We start from the raw sequence: 15,453 nt of genomic DNA on the forward strand, positions 1-15,453 counted from the left end.
AATCTGAATTATGACACTATTTAGCGACACCGAATTATTTACCACAGGTTTGGGAGGAAAAAAAATATTTGATATTCCAGATTCTGAATTGATTTTAATCGACAACTTCTTCACCAAAGAAGAATCTGATGCTTTTTATGAAAGAATACTTCGTAAGACCAAATGGAGAGAATATGAAATGGAAATTTATGATAAAACCTATACGGTGCCGAGAATGATTGCTTGGTACGAGGACAAAGACAATACTGGAGCAGATCCAAAAGGTCCTGATTGGACTTATGAATTGTTAAAAATTAGAGGCCGTGTCGAAAAAGAAACACAGCTCGATTTTAATGCCGTACTCCTCAATTTGTATAGAAACGGAAACGATGGTGTAGGCTGGCATAGTGACAGAGAAGATAATTCTGGCCCAAATCCTATTATTGCTTCTGTCACTTTTGGAGAAACGAGAATGTTCAAGCTACGTCATAAATTCAGGAAAGATATTGCGCCTATTGAGATTCCGCTACATCATGGATCTTTCTTATTAATGGCGGGAACGACTAATAGTTTTTGGCAACATCAAGTTCCGAAAACAGCTCGCGATGTTTTGCCGAGGATCAATCTTACCTTTAGAAGAACCAATCGAAATCTTTGATTTTTATAGCATTGAATCTTCAAAAAGAAGCATTTTTTAATTAAAACAACGTAGGATATTCCTTCTTTAAAAAGTTAAAACATGCACTATATGAACCTTTTACTAGGCAAAACCTATCTTTTTTACTATTTTTGCAACCTTTTTTAAAATACAATACCGTAATGGCCTATTCGAACAATGATTTAGCGCGTTTCTTAGACGCACAGAACAAACTTTATCTTACCGCCCTTTCTGAAATCAGTAAAGGGAAAAAAGAAACACACTGGATGTGGTTTATTTTCCCGCAAATAAAAGGCTTAGGAAAAAGCGATACTGCAAATCTTTATGCCATTAATGATTTAAAAGAAGCTACAGATTATTTGGAACATCCAATTTTAGGAAAACATTTAATCGAGATTTCAGAATTGTTATTAACTTTTAAAATGAAATCGGCTGATGGAATTTTTGGAGATTTAGATGCTCGAAAATTACGTTCTTGTATGACTTTGTTTTCTTTAACAGAAAATACAAATCCAATCTTTCAGGAAGTTTTAGAAGCTTTCTTCTCAGGAGAAACAGATCCTCTGACTTTGTCTATTATTAATTCAACTATAAAATCTGTTGATGAACCAATTGTACTTTAACTCAGGTTTACAACGATTATTTACATTTAAAAGACACTATAATTCTAGTGTCTTTTTTTTGTGATTATATATTCACTAAAATCTCGGCAGGAAATTATCCATTTTAAGAACAATTAACCTTAACTTGCATAAATTCAACCTCAAACAAACCCAAATCATGACCGAGAAAATCAAAGCTTTACAAATTATTCACCTTGGCATTTGTGCCGGGACAATTATTGCGTATTACATTATAGGCGATCTTACGCTAGAGAGCCTCAATATTCCACCTATCGATTCGTCATCGATTGTATATCTTATCATTCCGGTTCTGGCTATTGTTTTAAGCAGTATACTATTTAAAACACAATTAAAACAGATTAATCCGAAATTAAAACTGGAGGATAAACTTCCAATTTATCAAACAGCTTCTATTATGCGATGGGCAGTTCTTGAAGGTGCTGCTTTTTTGATATTATTCTTAAAACCTGAATTCATCTTATTTGGAATATTGCTTATCATCTATCTTATTTTCCTAAGACCAACAGAAGAAAGAATTACAAACGATTTATCCAACAACAATTTTTAATCTTACTCTATAAAAAAAGCGTCTTGTAAATTACAAGACGCTTTAATTTTATAATAAAAATTTAGAATTTTAAACTTCAGGCAAACTACTCCTCTTTTGGTTTGGTTAAATAGTAAACAGGAATTCCTGTCAACATAATCAAAACTCCCCATCCACAGGTTGAAAATTTTGTAATTAATAACGAAACACAAATTGCAGCCGCTATAATGATATACAACATTGGCAAAAATGGATATCCAAATGCTTTATACGGTCTTTCTGCATCTGGCATCTTTTTTCTTAAAATGAAAATTCCATAGATTGTCAGGATGTAAAAAATCAATACAATGATAATTACAAAGTCCAATAAATCACCATATTTTCCGGTAAGACATAAAGCCGAAGCCCAAATACACTGTGCCCATAATGCCCATGCTGGTACACTTGATCGGTTGAGAACGGCCGCTTTTTTAAAAAACAAACCGTCTTTTGCCATCGTATAATACACTCTTGCACCAGCCATAATTAAACCGTTGTTACAGGCAAAAGTTGAAATCATAATCATAATTGCGATAATCAGCGCTCCAACATTTCCAAAAATATAGTCTGAAGCGACAACTGCAACACGATCAAATTTTGCTGTTGCAATCTCATCAAGAGGAACTACAGCTAGATACATAATATTCGTTAAAACATAAATAATCGTAACAATAAAAGTTCCAAGAAACAAACTGAGGCCAACATTACGTTGTGGGTTTTTAATTTCTCCAGCAATAAAAGTTACTCCGTTCCAGGCATCACTAGAAAATAAAGATCCTACCATTGCAGCAGAAATTCCAGAAATCAAAGCCGTTCCGCCAATTGGTAGCCATGAGCCACTTTCTTTATCAAATGTTCGTGTGTTCCATCCATCAGCCCAATTTGCATCCCAAACAGAAGCTTTAGCGGCAAGCGTTAATCCAAAAACAATTAATCCAACCAATGACAAAATTTTGATAATGGTTAAAACCGTTTGGAGAATTTTACCATTTTTTACTCCTCGGCTATTAATATAACTCAACAAAACGATTGTAAAAATAGAAACCAATTGTGCTGCATTGAGCTTAAACGAACCCAATTCATACAATATATTCTCGTCACTTAAAGGTTCATACAAATAAGCTGCAAATTTTGAAAAAGCTACTCCCACAGCAGCAATTGTACCGGTTTGGATTACAGCAAAAAAACTCCAACCATACAAAAAAGCAATCAATTTGTTGTACGCTTCTTTTAAATACACATACTGTCCGCCAGCTTTTGGAAACATCGCGCTTAATTCGCCATAACTTACTGCGGCGATAATTGTAATTAATCCCGAGATTAGCCAAATGAGAGTCAGCCATCCTGCCGAGCCCACTTGCCGAGCAATATCAGCGCTTACAATAAATATCCCAGATCCTATCATAGAGCCAACCACAAGCATGGTTCCGTCTAATAATCCGAGTTCTCTTTTAAAATGTTCTTGGTCGTTTTCTTGCATTTTTATTGGTTTAGTGTTGGTTAAAGATATACTTTTTTTAAATCCCAAATCCAAAAATTCCGAATTCCAATCTTACCCTTATCTGTCAATTTGAGTCATAATCAAAACCAATTTAAAACAAAATCTAAGTTTAATAATTTGGGCGTATCCCTTCGGGTCGGGCTATCGGCTATATCTTTTATTCCGCTTCTCTCCATAAAAGGATACCGCCTCTATCCCTTACGCAAATCTTTTTCATAAGAACTTTTTGAGTAACTCATTTAAGAATAAGTCTTACTTTTATCGTATGGAACAACACGAATTATTAATTAATAAAATTGCTCAGAGCAAAATAGGCTTTGATTCTGGCTTGCAAATTTTATTGGAGAGTTATAATTTTAAAGAACTTTTCAAAACCCTTCAATTCTATATTTTTAATTCAATTCCAAACAAAACAGATTACAATTCAGAAAGTTATCAAATGGCAATTAATACAATTCCATTAAAACCGACTTACACTTCAATTGTAATTCTGAAACAATTTCCAACAAAAATTGCTTTTAACAAACTGGAGGCACTTCCCGAGAATGAAAATAAGAAAACAATAACAGCTCTACTTTGGATTTTTAAAATAACCGATACCGAAAGAAGAAATACAGAATGCAAAAATGGATGTGGGCATTTTTGGCATGAAATCAATTAGATAAGTTCTTGTGATTTTTAAAGCTTAAAGATTTTTTTTATCTTTAAATAAAAACATTCATTATGACTTGGGATCCAAAAAAATACAACGAATTTAAAGAAGTACGTTTTAAACCATTTGAAGATCTCTTTAGCCATATTGTTGACAAACCCAATCTAAAAGTGATTGATTTAGGTTGTGGAACTGGCGAACTAACCCAAAAACTAGCCGAAAGATTAACTGAACCCAATGTTCTTGGTGTAGATAATTCTGCCGAAATGCTGACAAAAGCTCCTGCAAGAGAAAATCTTCAGTTTAAAGAAAAAACTATTTTAGAACAACTAGAAGAAGAAACCAAATGGGACTTGATTTTTTCAAATGCAGCACTACAATGGGTTGACGATCATAAAGAACTTTTTCCGAGAATCATTTCGCACCTAAATGCTGGTGGGCAATTGGCTGTACAAATGCCACAGCAAAACGAAAACATTCTCAATAAAATACTTTTAAATCTAGTTCAAGAAGAACCTTTTGCTTCTTATCTGAATAATTGGACAAGACCTTCTCCTGTTCTGACTTTAGATGAATATGCTACAATTCTGTTCGACAATGGAGGAAAAGATCTTATCATATATGAAAAAGTATATCCTATAATTTCAGCCAAACAAAATGATTTTTTCGATTTTATTTCTGGTTCAGCACTAACCGTTTATCAGGAACGATTGAATGAAAATCAATTTCACGAATTAAGTACAGAATTTAAAAAAAGAATAAATACTTATTTCCCAAACGTTCCATCTATTTATGCATTCAGAAGGTTAATTCTTTATGCTAAATTTTAGTTTTCTACACGAAGAAAACACCTAAACAACTACCTTTTAACGACTTAAACAAAAATCAACGAATTATAAAAAAATTTGCTTGAAAGTCATTTTTTTGTAAAACTTATAAGATAAATTTCATTATATTTGAGTAAATCATTCCAAATCTATTTTTTAAACGCCTATAATTTTAACAAATGTTTAATTTAACATTAAAATAATCTTACCCCATAAGATTGTTTTAAGATTAGAAAAAACAAAGAAAGACACCTTTATTATTAACCTACTAATTATAAGTTTATGTCTAAGTTACAAGCTTTAAAAAACTTTCGTTTTCCCAATGTCTTTATCCTTATTTTAATTGTTTTCATCTCTTGCGCATTACTTATCTGTATTAACTTTTTCACCATTAAAATGCTATCTGCAAGCAGAGCTTATGTAAATGGAGAATCGCATTATTCTAAGGGACAAAAAGATGCTTCCCGTCATCTTATAACTTATCTCTATACCAAAAATCCAAATCAATGGAAATTGTATTTGGAAGAATTAAAAATACCACAAGGAGATGGCACTGCAAGAATTACACTTTTAAAAGCAGGAGACAATAAAATCGCTCGAAAAGGATTATTAATTGGTCGAAATCACGAAGAAGATTTAGATGATATTATTTGGTTATTTGACAATTTCAAGCAAGTTTCTTATTTATCAAAAGCCATAGAAGAATGGGGAAAAGGCGACAAACTCATTTTTCAATTATTTGTTATTGGCCAAGAAATTAATGCCAAAATTAACCACAAACTTCTAACTCTCGAAGATCAAAAACGTTACCTAAAAGAAATAAGCACAATAAGTGATCAACTAACAATTAATCAACGTAATTTTTCTAACATCTTAGGAGAAGGAACACGCAAAATAAAAGATTTGCTCATTTTTACAAATATCTTTTTCATCCTGATTATAATCTGCAGTGTGTGTCTTTACTATTCGATTATGGTTAAAAGACTTTTGATTTCGAAAAAAGAAATCGAAGTTAAAAACGAAAATCTGGTGATTGTAAACCGTGAATTAGACCGATTTGTTTACAGTGCTTCCCACGATCTTAGATCTCCAATAACTTCATTAAAAGGGCTAATCGAAATCACAGCATTAGAAGACGATGTTAATCAGGTTCGTAGTTATCTGCAAATGATGCATCAAAGTCTGGCTCGTCAGGATCAATTTATTAGCGACATTATTGATTATTCTAAAAACAAAAGAAAAGAGGTAATCATGGAACCTGTCAGTTTAAAAGAATTGTTTAATGAAGCTATTTTACAATTAATGCATATTGAAAATGCCAGTAGAATAAAATTCACACAGGAAATTGAGATAGATCAAATTGAGAGCGATAGTCTTCGTCTAAAAATCATCATCAACAATCTAATTTCAAACGCTATAAAATATGCCGATTGCAGTAAACAAGAAATGTTCATTACAGTCAAAACATATTTCAGCGAAGGTTTGAACAAAATTGAAGTCGAGGATAACGGAATTGGAATTCAAGACGAACACAAAGAAAATATTTTTGATATGTATTTCGGAACCAACAAAAACAAAGGTTCCGGATTAGGATTATATATCGTAAAAGAAGCCGTTGAAAATATCAAAGGTGATATTTCTGTTTTTTCAGAAAGTAGTATTGGAAGTAAATTTATAGTAACTATACCTAACCAACATGCCATTTAGATCTCAATTTATTATCATAGAAGACAACTTAATTGATCAGTTTGTCACAAAAAAATTACTTAAAAAAGGATTAGATGTTAACCCATTATATATTGCCAATAATGGAAAAGAAGGATTGGAGTGGCTTCTTAAACATCAAAATAACCAACCACTGGTTATAATTTTAGACATTCAGATGCCTATTATGAACGGATTTCAATTTTTAGATGAATTCGAAAGACTTGCTGAAAATATAAAAGATAAAATTGAAATCTTCGTACTTTCGTCTACTTTGGATACCGACGAAATCAACAAAGTGAAAGAAAACAAATACGTTTCTGATTTTTGGAACAAACCCTTCAGATTGGAATTATTACAAAAGACTTTTGTTTAAAAAAGATTATTCTAAAACACGATTTACCTGAGAAAATGATCTAGTATAATAAGGCTCTTTTGTAGAGGAAATAATTACTCCTCCGTGTGTTGATGAATGTACAAATTTAATTTCGCCATCGATATTCTCTACAACCATCCCAACATGGTTTATGTGGCGTCGTCCGTTGGTTTTAAAGAAAATTAAATCTCCTTTTTGAGCTTCGTCTGAAGCTACTTTGGTTCCTATTCGAGATTGTTCTATTGAACTTCTTGGCAGCTTAATATCAAAATTGCCAAAAGTGCAAAACATTAATCCTGAACAGTCAAAACCTGCTTTTGTGGTGCCACCAGAACGATAACGTGTTCCTATATTTTCGGTTGCACTTGCGATAAGCTGATCAATTAATCCTGAATAACTTCCTGTTGATGCTTTGATATAGGTAGAATCTCTTTTTATTTCTGGAATAGCGGTACTTTCAGCAATTTGAGTTGAAGAAGAAACTACGTTTTCATTAGATTCTGGAAGTATTTTTGATGCTTGAATCGCATCGGCTTTTTCTTTTGGCAAGCGTATTTTCAAAAGATATCCAACTGGCATCTTTCTTTTGACAGAAGGATTCTGACGCTCTAATTCTGCAACTGAAATTCCGTATTCTTTAGAAATTCCATATTTAGTTTCTTTAGTTTTAACCTCTCTTATGAGTTCAACTTCTGCAGGAGCTATTTCTTGTATTACAGGTTTATCGTTTGAAGCAACGTTATTTGAAGGAATAACGATTTGTTGCCCAACTTTCAGCCCTTCAGTTTCCAAAAGCGGATTGGCTTGTTTTAACTGATCGACACTGACATTATATTTTTTAGAAATCCCCCACAGTGTTTCTTTAGACAATACCTCATGTGAGCCTAGAGTATTATTCACAACCGCTTCAACTGTTTTAGTTTTAGCTTTTGTTGTGCTTTTATTTTTATTAGGAATTAAAAGAACAGAGTTCAGTTTAAGAATTTTAGGAGCGTTTGGATTCGCATCAGCAATTTCCTTTACTTTTACTCCATATTTTTTAGCTATAACAGAAAGGTTTTCTCCTTGCGAAATTTTGTGCTTAATGAAATTATCTTGTGCAAAAGCTCCAAAACCGAAAAAAAACAAAACTATTATTAACCTATAGACCATATTTTTTGAATTACATCTTTATTATTATTCCATGAGCTCAAAACGTTATTTTTTAAACTCAAAAAAATCATTTTTATTACGTGCATTGCGAATTTAACTTTTTAAAGTAAAAAACACACACTTTTTAACAACTAATTTTTATCTAGAGGCTAAATTTAAACCTTAATTAACATCAGAAAAAGCTTCGTATTTGAATTTCAATACTTTACATTTTATCACAAAAAACATCATTTTTTCCTGAAAAAACGAATCTTCTAGCCCAGATCGAAGCGACATCCTTTTGTTTTTTTCTTTAAAAAGATTAATTTAGTCAAAACTGACTAATAAAGAGTAGTTTACAAGAACCGAAAGAGTTATCGGTAACGATTTAGTAATGGTGCTTACTACACTTGCTTTCATTCAATTACCTTGTAAATCATTACTGCAAATGTATAAAAAATAAAGGTAAAGCAGTGAAACTTTACCTTTATTTTTCGTCTTGCTCGTCCATCCTTTTGATAAGTGCATCCCGAAGACTATCGAGGAACTTTGTTCGGTTTATCTTCCTGCCTTTCAGTTCCAAATAGGAATGGTAGAAATCCCCTAAGTCAATATTAAATATATTTTCAAAAGTCTTGGCGATGATTTTTATATCTGCATTACCATTGTCAATTGAACCCTGCGAATGCAGCGAATAAATCAACTCAATGAGTGAAGTTTTACTACCTGTCCAGTTTAGGGGAGGCGTTTCAAGTAGCTTTCTCTGATTGTTATTGCTCAACTGGTCTTCGAGGTAAACCTGTATCAAGTCGTTGGCAATAATCTTAGCTACCTTGTAATCGTGCGAGGTTGCAAAATTATGGTCTGCTTCAAAATAATAGGTGTCTAAACTCAACTTTATATCGTGCTTGCCACGTAAAAAGAATTTATAGTCCAGATGAGTGCTGTTGGTTCTGTAATACTTGTAAAATTCCAAATTAGCATCGAAATACCTCTTGATTTTGGAAAGCTCAACATTCAGATATTTCTTGATGATTTTATCGCCGCCTCGTGGTCTTTTTGTTTCAATCTTGTAAATGGCATTGAAGTAGATGAGCTTCGATACTAATTGAGGCTTTAGCTGTTTGAAAAAAAGTATTTCGGCTTCATCATCTTTAAATCCATTCTTCTTAATGTATTTTTTTATCTCCTCAAGTTTCTGCAAGACTGATATAATTGCATTTTCATACGATATCAATGAATTACTTGGCTCATAGGTCAATTCGTTAATTCTATCGTCTAATTCGTTTATTATAGTTTGGTAATAATTTGTCATCGAAAGCGAAATTTAAAGTATGAAACCAATTAAAAAGCACAAAATGAGGCAGCAATTGCAGATAGCCCACAATAAATTGCCTCATTTTAGTATGTATTGATTGAGTATAAGAGAGCCCTATCCTTAATTAAAACTGGATAGGGCTAAGAGATTAAACCACTAATGGTTCTGCTTTAAAGCCTTTTTTCTTAACGATGGCAACTATTTCATCTTGTGTTATACCCTCTGATTTTACGGTTAAAATTTTGTCATTGTTGGCTGTATCTACATTCCATTCGCAGATACCGTCGGTACTGTCCAAATCCGCTTTTACCTTTGATACACAACCGCCACAATTAAGATTGGTCTTGAACTGAAATTCTGTATTTTCCATATTTTTTTAAACTTATTTACTATTGTTTTGAACTGTCGCAAAATTCAACATAATCCCGAAGTCTGCTATTGTGATATTCCGGGTTTAATTTGTGACTTTTACTGTTTTCCTGTTACAGACTATTAATGGTTGTGCGTGTGGTGGCTGTGGTCTTCTACCGATTTTTCGCCTTCTGATACGGTAATAGTAAAATCTGCCGTATGTACCACATTGTTTATTTTGAACTGTGCCCACAATCTATAAAGCCCTGCTTTTTTGATAAGCGTTTCGGCATAGATTGGGAAATTCTCTTTTGATACCGGGTGTATATGTAGAAAATCCTTATTAGTTTTACTTATCATTACGATATGGGCAGTCGCTCCGAGATAATTCTGCATATCCTTTTCCTCTAATTTCTTGCCGTCCTTTTCTACCGAAAATTGCAAGCCCTGATTTCTGTTTGTTTTAAAGTCTTCGCCGTTAAGCAGCGTTACCGTAAAACCATCTACGGTTGAAACCAATTTTGTCTTTAAATCGGCTGTTTGTGTTGCTGCCGTACCTTTTACCTCAATGGTTTGCTTATTGACCTCTCCCTCGGCTCCGTTCGGTTTGTAGTCGGTAAATAACAGGTATTTACCTGCTGTAGGGAATGTTTCTGAAACCTTATAAGAACCGTCTGCCTGTTCTTCGGGGTGGATATGGTCAAACCAGGTCAGTTCTTCATTCACTACCAAAAGGTGCATTTTCATTTCGTGCACTACTTCCAACGGTACATTTTTACCGTGTTCACTAATGGCGATGGATAGATTAGTTGGTTTACCTGCTTCCACATTTTGCGGGTCGGCAGCCACTTTTACTTCATACTGGCTTTTCTCTTTATTAACAGGGCTCAAAGCCATACCACATTTAGGGCATTTATCGCCTTTGTTTCCTTTTACTTCCGGGTGCATCGGACAAGCGTATGCGCTGTCGTGATTTGCGTGCTGATGTGCATTCATATCCTCTGATTTTTTATTATTACTTTCTGAATTGTTGCAGGCAGATAACGCTGCCAGTGAAACAACCGTGCTTAGTAATATGGTTTTAAATTATTCATTTATTTATCTCTCTTATTACAATACAAATTTCCGCATTAAATGGGTTGTATCTATTGTGATATTCTTTGTTTGATTTACGATTTTTACTGATTGCTAACGCTGTTCTTTTGGCTCATTACAATCCTGATAACCGCTATCAATGTGATGATAAGCATCGGTATCAGTACAATGTTTACGCCATTCCAACCCCAGTAATTAAACAGGCTGCCTGCAAAGAAGCTAGCAATACTGATTACTGCAAAAACCGTGAAATCGTGGAAAGCCTGCGTTTTTTCTTTCTCTTCGGGACGGTACACTTTGGTAAGCAATGACGAACCGCCGATAAACAGGAAGTTCCAACCTAAGCCCACGATGAACAATGCGGAAACGAAATGCGCAAAGCCTGTTCCCATCAGGGCAATGATGATGTACAGGAACAAAATCGCCAAACCGGAAATAATGATACGGTAAACGCCGAATTTCTGAATAAGCATACCTGTAAAGAATGACGGCAGGAACATACCTAATACGTGCCACTGGATAACCGTTGCGGAGCTGTCGGACGAATGCCCTACGCTGTGCATTGCTATCGGGGTAACAGTCATAGACATTCCCATTACGGCAAATGCGGTAGATGATGCCAGTATTGCAAGTATGGTATCTTTATTCTTAATGATTTCTTTTAACGGGCGACCTTTCTTTACCGCTTCATTGGTTTGTACCGCAGATGTTCTTTGCAGCTTTAAAAAGGAAACAACACCCAAAGCGACCACGCTTAACAGGATAATAGAAAAGTAGGGATAAGCGTAAGGAACCGCCCCTAAATGCTGCGTAAACCTCGCTAAGTTGGGTCCTGCGAATGCTGCAACAATGCCACCTGCAATAACAAAAGAAATTGCCTTGCTTTTCGCATAGTCGGGAATGGCATCAGCCGCCGCAAAACGATAGTATTGCGAAAAGCCTTGATAAGTACCAATGAGCATATTACCCACTGAAAACAGCCAAAAGGAATTTTGGATAATACCGTACCACGAAACCAAACCCGACAAAACACCTATCAGTGTACCTATCATAAAGGCATTGCGCTGACCTAATTTTCTAATAATGAGGGATGCGGGTATCATCATACCTGCCGTACCTACGGTAATCATTGCCAATGGTAAGGTCGCCAGATTTTTATCGGGAGCCATTTGTAAGCCTACCACACCCGAAAGTGTAATGACCAATATGGATGCAGTCTGGAACAACGCCTGCGAGGTAAACAGTAGATACACGTTGTTCCATTTTATTTTTGCTGTCATAATCTTAAAATTTATGATGCAAAATTGGCAATTTGTTTCGGGCTGCCTATTGTGATATTTCTTGTTTGATTTGTGAGGTTTACTGATTTAGTCTGGTATTGTAAATGCAAAAAGGTTATAGCATAACCGCTACAACCTTTGTCTATTTTATGAATGAAATCCTTTAGTAATTGAGCGAAAGTCCTGCACCAAAGCCCATATCACTATCATAGTGCGCCCTGATACCGATATGCCTCGTCAAAATGTACCGCAGGTCTGCCATATATTCCAAATCGGTATTGACCATAAACCCGGCTCTTAACCGTCTGGAGATAGGTATATCCTCCCGCATCAATGATACCCTGAAAATACCGTCGTGGTAAACTTCTGCCTGTACGTTGACCAACATCGGCAAGGTGTACATTACCCCTAAGCTCACAGCAGCTCGGTTGTCTTTTTTATTAACCTGTCCGAAGAGGTTTTTCTCGTGCTCGTCCATTCCCATTCTGCGGTATCGCCAATCGAAACCGACAAAAGGCATCAGCCATTGCATTTTACCAATGTAACGTCCCAAATGCGTTTCCACTTCATAGCCGTGCATATCATTATAGCCTAAACGCCATTCCGTACCCAAACTGTAACGGGCGTTCATCAACATTGCTTCTCCGTCAATACCATTGGTCGCAAAATCACTTTGAGCCATCAAATGTGGCATATTGCTTTCACGCTGCAACATTTTATATGCTTTTTCCTTATTGGGTAAATACGGATTTTTGTAATCATCCACAGCGAAAACCCTATTCATACCTGCCATCATATGATACAGGATATGACAATGGAAAAACCAATCACCCTCGGTATTCGCAAGGAACTCTATCGTATCGGTTTCCATCGGCATAATGTCGATGATGTTTTTCATCGGTGCATTTTCGCCGTGCTCATTCAGCACCCTGAAATCAAAACCGTGCAGGTGTATCGGGTGGCGCATCATTGAGTTATTATAAATCGTAATCCTCAATACTTCGCCTTTTTTAACAGGTATCTTATCTGTTTCTGCCAAAACCTTGTTATCCATACTCCAAACGTAACGGTTCATATTTCCCGTTAAGGTAAATTTCAGTTCCTTAACCGGGGCATCAGCCGGAAGCGTGGTATTATGCGGCGATTTCAACATTGCGTAATTGAGCGTTTTAATGTCGCTCAACGCATTAGCATTATAACGGTTGGGGTCTTCGTCGCTATTCATCTTATGGTCGCCGTGATGCTCCATAGACGGTGCTGTACCCTTGTTTTTTTTGCTCTTTTCCTCGCCTGTAATCTCCGGGTACATCACTACGTTCATATCCATTTGGTTCAGGCTCATATTCATTCCCATATCTTCCAGGTCGCCGTTCATCTTCATCATATCGTTCATCATTTGCATACCCTCAAAATATTTCAGGCGTGGCATTTCCCCGACCAATTGTTTTGTACCGTTGCCAATAAAATAGCTTGTGGATTGGGTACGGTCTTCGGTGGTTGCCATAAATTCAAAGGCTTTGCCGTCCTCGGGAATGGTAACAACCACATCGTAAGTTTCCGATACAGCAATAATCAGCCTGTCCACTTCCACAGGCTCCACATCGTTGCCATCACTCGCCACTACGGTAATTTTACCGCCTGCATAGCGCAGCCAAAAGTAAGACGATGCACCCCCATTGGAAATGCGTAAACGTACTTTATCGCCTGCTTTTAAGGGCTTGCCGTCAATGCTTTTTAAATCGGTATGATGATTACCGTTCATCATTACACGGTCGTAATACACATCGCTCACGTCCATTGCCAACATACGCTTCCATTCGTTGTTCAGCTTGGTTTTGAATTTTCCGCTTCTAATGGCTTCGGCGTAGCTTTGTGTTGCGCCTTTCCTTATCGCAAACCAGTCGCTTGCTGCGTGCAGCATACGGTGTACATTTTCGGGCTTCAGGTTCGTCCATTCGCTTAGCATTATGGGAATTTCCGGTAAATCGTCAATCCCTTTTCTAAATGTTTTATCATCAGCTTTCTTATGCATGATAAAGCTCCCATACATACCAATCTGCTCTTGCAATCCTGAATGAGAATGATACCAATGCGTTCCCGTTTGAATAATAGGGAAACGATACGTAAAGGTTTCACCAGGTTCAATGGGCATTTGCGTTAAAAAAGGAACGCCATCTTCTTTATTGGGCAGAAATAATCCGTGCCAATGCAATGAGGTACTTTCTTTAAGTTGATTATGTAACACTATTTCTGCCGTATCGCCTTCAGTAAATTCAAGTGTTGGCATTGGTATTTGCCCATTTACAGCGATTGCTCTTTTTTCTTTGCCTGCATAGTTTACGATGGTATCTTTTACATACAAATCGTAACGTACTACTTTTTGGGCTATACCGACCTGTGATATGAAGAGCGCTAACAGAGTTAGCAGCAACAACTTTTTGTGAAGAAATTTTTTATTATTCATTTTAAAAATCGCATTGGTTATACAAAGATTAAAAGGCATTGCTCAATAAGCAATGCCTTAAAGGTTTTTATTATTTAGTTTCTGCAACTTTGCCACAGGTAAGCATTGATGAGCCATAATAAGGATTTTTAATATCTTTCTCTTTGCTCAACCAATATGCTTTTTTCATAGGACAATACTGATAATAAACAGGTTGAATTACTTTATCAGACGACTTTACCAGTTTCCACATTATAGTAGAAACATCGTTAAAAGCTGCTCTTTGCTTTTCAATATTGTTTCCAGCCTTGTTTAATTTTTCTGTCGCTTTTAACAGATCAGTTTTCTGTGAAAAATTATCTTCACCTTTTACTGCATCGTTGAAAACCGAAATTGCGGTGCTCGCTGCTTTGCTATCACTACTTACTAAAGCGTTTTTTACACTGATGTAACTGTTTAACAGATTGTTTGTGTTTTGTGCAAAGGCAGAAAATCCAAACAACATTACGGTTATTGCTATTATTAACTTTTTCATTTTTTATCTCTTTTTTATGATTAATGAATTGCTTATTATATTATTGTGAAATAGGTTCGGCTTTAAACCCTTTTTTCTTAATAATTGTAACGATTTCGTCTTCGCTGATTCCTTCCGATTTAACCGTAAGGACTTTATCACTATTTGTAGTATCTACATTCCATTCGCTGATACCATTAGCGCTATCTAAATCACCCTGTACTTTAGCAACACAGTTACCACAGTTAAGGTTTGTCTTGAATTGAAGGTTTTTGCTTTCCATTGTTTTGAACTTTTTAATTGTATTTCTTGAGTACAAAGTTCATAAGATAACAGGTAATATTGGTTGTGATATTCCTTGTTTGATTTATGACATTTACTGATTATTTACCAAAAACAGTTCCACTTGTAATAT

General features: G+C 35.4%; 16 protein-coding genes. 7 read left to right on the top strand and 9 right to left on the bottom strand.

The genetic code is table 11. The annotated features are described in order from the left end of the window. Positions 1–10: 10 nt before the first annotated feature. The 3 genes from NQQ59_RS24795 to NQQ59_RS24805 all read left to right on the top strand — a co-directional run bounded on the left by NQQ59_RS24795 (position 11) and on the right by NQQ59_RS24805 (position 1,828). Complete coding sequence (locus NQQ59_RS24795; protein ID WP_144215141.1) at positions 11–637, top strand: alpha-ketoglutarate-dependent dioxygenase AlkB family protein; 627 nt, start codon at positions 11–13, stop codon at positions 635–637. 161 nt (positions 638–798) lie between these two features. After that, positions 799–1,260, top strand: a complete 462-nt coding sequence (locus NQQ59_RS24800; RefSeq protein ID WP_144215142.1) for a DUF1810 domain-containing protein — start codon at positions 799–801, stop codon at positions 1,258–1,260. Positions 1,261–1,417: 157 nt separating this feature from the next. Beyond that, positions 1,418–1,828: an MFS transporter gene (locus NQQ59_RS24805; RefSeq protein WP_144215143.1), complete on the top strand. Its 411-nt coding sequence runs from the start codon at positions 1,418–1,420 to the stop codon at positions 1,826–1,828. Between the two features lie 85 nt (positions 1,829–1,913). On the opposite strand, the gene NQQ59_RS24810 is transcribed toward NQQ59_RS24805, so the two are convergent. Next, positions 1,914–3,326, bottom strand: coding sequence for an APC family permease (locus NQQ59_RS24810; protein ID WP_144215144.1), 1,413 nt, complete (start codon positions 3,324–3,326; stop codon positions 1,914–1,916). 286 nt (positions 3,327–3,612) lie between these two features. Between NQQ59_RS24810 and NQQ59_RS24815 the strand changes: the two genes are divergently transcribed. The 4 genes from NQQ59_RS24815 (at position 3,613) to NQQ59_RS24830 (ending at position 6,906) form a co-directional block, all read left to right on the top strand. Further along, positions 3,613–4,008 (top strand): DUF5958 family protein, encoded by a 396-nt coding sequence (locus NQQ59_RS24815; RefSeq protein WP_144215145.1) that lies wholly within the window; start codon positions 3,613–3,615, stop codon positions 4,006–4,008. 62 nt (positions 4,009–4,070) lie between these two features. After that, a complete protein-coding gene (locus NQQ59_RS24820) occupies positions 4,071–4,829 on the top strand; it encodes a methyltransferase domain-containing protein (RefSeq protein WP_144221517.1) in 759 nt (252 codons plus the stop codon). 393 nt (positions 4,830–5,222) lie between these two features. Next, positions 5,223–6,533: a sensor histidine kinase gene (locus tag NQQ59_RS24825; protein ID WP_257698464.1), complete on the top strand. Its 1,311-nt coding sequence runs from the start codon at positions 5,223–5,225 to the stop codon at positions 6,531–6,533. Then, a complete protein-coding gene (locus NQQ59_RS24830) occupies positions 6,523–6,906 on the top strand; it encodes a response regulator (RefSeq protein ID WP_144215147.1) in 384 nt (127 codons plus the stop codon). Before NQQ59_RS24825 ends, NQQ59_RS24830 begins: the two co-directional genes overlap by 11 nt. Before the next feature lie 6 nt (positions 6,907–6,912). On the opposite strand, the gene NQQ59_RS24835 is transcribed toward NQQ59_RS24830, so the two are convergent. From NQQ59_RS24835 to NQQ59_RS24870, 8 genes are all read right to left on the bottom strand, one after another. Beyond that, the gene (locus NQQ59_RS24835; protein WP_144215148.1) at positions 6,913–8,058 is read right to left on the bottom strand and encodes a peptidoglycan endopeptidase; all 1,146 of its coding nucleotides are present in this window, start codon (positions 8,056–8,058) and stop codon (positions 6,913–6,915) included. Positions 8,059–8,524: 466 nt separating this feature from the next. Beyond that, positions 8,525–9,352 (bottom strand): RteC domain-containing protein, encoded by an 828-nt coding sequence (locus NQQ59_RS24840; RefSeq protein WP_257698465.1) that lies wholly within the window; start codon positions 9,350–9,352, stop codon positions 8,525–8,527. A 151-nt stretch (positions 9,353–9,503) separates the two neighbouring features. After that, complete coding sequence (locus NQQ59_RS24845; protein WP_066434334.1) at positions 9,504–9,725, bottom strand: heavy-metal-associated domain-containing protein; 222 nt, start codon at positions 9,723–9,725, stop codon at positions 9,504–9,506. 122 nt (positions 9,726–9,847) lie between these two features. Further along, positions 9,848–10,702 carry a heavy metal-binding domain-containing protein gene (locus NQQ59_RS24850; RefSeq protein ID WP_219071571.1) on the bottom strand — a complete coding sequence of 285 codons (855 nt, stop codon included), beginning with the start codon at positions 10,700–10,702 and terminating at the stop codon, positions 9,848–9,850. 182 nt (positions 10,703–10,884) lie between these two features. Beyond that, on the bottom strand, positions 10,885–12,081 hold the full coding sequence (locus NQQ59_RS24855; RefSeq protein WP_066434337.1) for an MFS transporter: 1,197 nt from the start codon (positions 12,079–12,081) through the stop codon (positions 10,885–10,887). Between the two features lie 163 nt (positions 12,082–12,244). Continuing rightward, positions 12,245–14,545 carry a multicopper oxidase family protein gene (locus NQQ59_RS24860; RefSeq protein ID WP_219071570.1) on the bottom strand — a complete coding sequence of 767 codons (2,301 nt, stop codon included), beginning with the start codon at positions 14,543–14,545 and terminating at the stop codon, positions 12,245–12,247. A 70-nt stretch (positions 14,546–14,615) separates the two neighbouring features. Continuing rightward, positions 14,616–15,059, bottom strand: coding sequence for a DUF3347 domain-containing protein (locus NQQ59_RS24865; protein WP_065720927.1), 444 nt, complete (start codon positions 15,057–15,059; stop codon positions 14,616–14,618). A gap of 40 nt (positions 15,060–15,099) precedes the next feature. Further along, on the bottom strand, positions 15,100–15,321 hold the full coding sequence (locus NQQ59_RS24870) for a heavy-metal-associated domain-containing protein (protein WP_065720928.1): 222 nt from the start codon (positions 15,319–15,321) through the stop codon (positions 15,100–15,102). Between the last annotated feature and the right edge of the window lie 132 nt (positions 15,322–15,453).

Origin of the sequence: Flavobacterium panacis (assembly GCF_024649945.1) — a bacterium.
Taxonomy (GTDB): Bacteria; Bacteroidota; Bacteroidia; order Flavobacteriales; family Flavobacteriaceae; genus Flavobacterium; species Flavobacterium panacis.

Bases quoted from the DNA above. Each gene is read 5' to 3' on its own strand.
- NQQ59_RS24855 (WP_066434337.1), bottom strand. From the start codon at position 12,081: ATGACAGCAAAAATAAAATGGAACAACGTGTATCTACTGTTTACCTCG.
- NQQ59_RS24835 (WP_144215148.1), bottom strand. From the start codon at position 8,058: ATGGTCTATAGGTTAATAATAGTTTTGTTTTTTTTCGGTTTTGGAGCT.
- NQQ59_RS24795 (WP_144215141.1), top strand. From the start codon at position 11: ATGACACTATTTAGCGACACCGAATTATTTACCACAGGTTTGGGAGGA.
- NQQ59_RS24870 (WP_065720928.1), bottom strand. From the start codon at position 15,321: ATGGAAAGCAAAAACCTTCAATTCAAGACAAACCTTAACTGTGGTAAC.
- NQQ59_RS24810 (WP_144215144.1), bottom strand. From the start codon at position 3,326: ATGCAAGAAAACGACCAAGAACATTTTAAAAGAGAACTCGGATTATTA.
- NQQ59_RS24805 (WP_144215143.1), top strand. From the start codon at position 1,418: ATGACCGAGAAAATCAAAGCTTTACAAATTATTCACCTTGGCATTTGT.
- NQQ59_RS24800 (WP_144215142.1), top strand. From the start codon at position 799: ATGGCCTATTCGAACAATGATTTAGCGCGTTTCTTAGACGCACAGAAC.
- NQQ59_RS24820 (WP_144221517.1), top strand. From the start codon at position 4,071: ATGACTTGGGATCCAAAAAAATACAACGAATTTAAAGAAGTACGTTTT.
- NQQ59_RS24825 (WP_257698464.1), top strand. From the start codon at position 5,223: ATGCTATCTGCAAGCAGAGCTTATGTAAATGGAGAATCGCATTATTCT.
- NQQ59_RS24860 (WP_219071570.1), bottom strand. From the start codon at position 14,545: ATGAATAATAAAAAATTTCTTCACAAAAAGTTGTTGCTGCTAACTCTG.
- NQQ59_RS24845 (WP_066434334.1), bottom strand. From the start codon at position 9,725: ATGGAAAATACAGAATTTCAGTTCAAGACCAATCTTAATTGTGGCGGT.
- NQQ59_RS24840 (WP_257698465.1), bottom strand. From the start codon at position 9,352: ATGACAAATTATTACCAAACTATAATAAACGAATTAGACGATAGAATT.
- NQQ59_RS24815 (WP_144215145.1), top strand. From the start codon at position 3,613: ATGGAACAACACGAATTATTAATTAATAAAATTGCTCAGAGCAAAATA.
- NQQ59_RS24830 (WP_144215147.1), top strand. From the start codon at position 6,523: ATGCCATTTAGATCTCAATTTATTATCATAGAAGACAACTTAATTGAT.
- NQQ59_RS24850 (WP_219071571.1), bottom strand. From the start codon at position 10,702: ATGAATGCACATCAGCACGCAAATCACGACAGCGCATACGCTTGTCCG.
- NQQ59_RS24865 (WP_065720927.1), bottom strand. From the start codon at position 15,059: ATGAAAAAGTTAATAATAGCAATAACCGTAATGTTGTTTGGATTTTCT.